The organism is Cellulomonas septica (genome assembly GCF_012396155.1).
GTDB classification, from domain to species: domain Bacteria; phylum Actinomycetota; class Actinomycetes; order Actinomycetales; family Cellulomonadaceae; genus Cellulomonas; species Cellulomonas septica.
Window position 1 is genome coordinate 1 of record NZ_JAAXOY010000732.1, and the last position, 1,648, is coordinate 1,648.

A 1,648-nucleotide genomic window follows, 5' to 3' on the forward strand; every position below is an offset into this window, starting at 1 on the left:
AGCCGCCGTCGTCGGTGCGTCGCGCGGCGACGAGCTCGGGGCAGCGGGACAGGGGCGCGATGCGCTGCGCCCGGGAGGCGCCGCGCAGGTACGCGGCGAGGCGGTCGCGCACGGTCGCGGCCTCCTCGAAGCGCTCCTGGCGGACGAGCCACGTGATGCGCTCGGCGTGCGCGGCGACGACCTCGGCCGGGTCGGACGACATGGCCGTGCGGACGCGCTCGACGACGGCGGCGTACGCGTCGACGGACTGCTGACCGAGGCACGGCGCACCGCAGCGGCCGAGCTCGGCGAGCACGCACGCCGTCGCGCCGTCGGGGGCGACGAGGGGGAGGCGGCGCGTGCACTGGCGGACGGGGAAGGACTCGTGCAGCGCGTCGAGGGCCAGCTGTGCGGAGGCGCTCGACGAGAACGGCCCGATGTACGCGGCGCCGTCCTCGTCGCGGACGTCGCGCACGACCGACAGGCGCGGGAACGGCTCGCTCGTGAGCCGCACCCACGGCATGCGCTCCGGGAAGCGCGAGCGACGGTTGTAGCGCGGCGCGTGCTCGGCGATGAGCCGCAGCTCGCGGACGCGGGCCTCGAGCGGGGTCGCGCACACGACCGGGTCGACGCGGTGCGCGATGCGCACCATCTCGGTGATGCGCTGCCGCTTCTCGGCGGACGTGAAGTAGCTGCGGACGCGCGTGCGCAGCGACGTCGTCGAGGTCCCGACGTAGAGGACCTCCTCGTGGGGGCCGCGGAACAGGTACACGCCGGGCGCGTCGGGCAGGCCGTCGGCGAGCGTGCGCTTGCGGCGCACGTCGGCGGGCACCGGGTCGGTCGCGGTCGCGAGGTCCTCGAGGTGCGTGACGCCCAGCGGACCGAGGCGGCCGAGCAGCGCGTGCAGGACGTCGACCGTGGCGCGCGCGTCGGACAGCGCGCGGTGGTTGGGGGTCACGCTCGCGCCGAACAGCGCGGCGAGCGACGACAGCTTGTGGTTCGGCACCTCGTCGCGCGTGACCGCCCGCCGGGCGAGCCGCACGGTGTCGAGGACCTTGTTCCCGGGCCACGTGTGCCCCGTCCTGGCCGCGGCCGCCTTGAGGAAGCCGATGTCGAAGGGCGCGTTGTGCGCGACCAGCACCGAGTCGCGCGCGAACTCGAGGAAGCTCGGCAGCACGGTCTCGATCCGCGGGGCGCCGACGAGCATCGCGGTCGTGATGCCGGTGAGGACCTGGATGTAGGGCGGTACGGGCCCGCCGGGGTCGACGAGCGTCTGGAACTCGCCGAGCACCTCGCCGCCGCGCACCTTGACCGCACCGATCTCGGTGATCTCGCAGTCCGCGGGCGTGCCGCCCGTCGTCTCGAGGTCGACGACGACGAACGTGACGTCCGACAGCGGGGTGCCGACGTCGTCGAGGGTGAGCTGCACCGGTGCCGCGCCGGGCGCCGGGGACGCGTCGGCCCAGACGGGGCGCAGACGGCGGTCGGGCGACATGCGACGGACCGTACCGAGGCCCTCCGACAGCCCGGCGCACCCCGTGGTGGGCGCGGCGCGTCGGACCCGCGGCGGTCGAGGCGAGGTCGGCCGGGACCTAGGGTGCTGCCATGAGCGGCGCCGGAGCACCTGACGAGCCGCAGGTGCGAGCGCAGGGCGTCCGCACCGGCGAGG

1 protein-coding gene is annotated in these 1,648 nt (G+C 75.6%); it reads right to left on the reverse strand.

The genetic code is table 11. The features are described 5' to 3' along the window. The coding region (locus HGA02_RS18655; RefSeq protein WP_168680821.1) for a DEDD exonuclease domain-containing protein at positions 1 to 1,474 on the reverse strand (1,474 nt) is incomplete at its 3' end. Positions 1,475 to 1,648 lie beyond the last annotated feature (174 nt).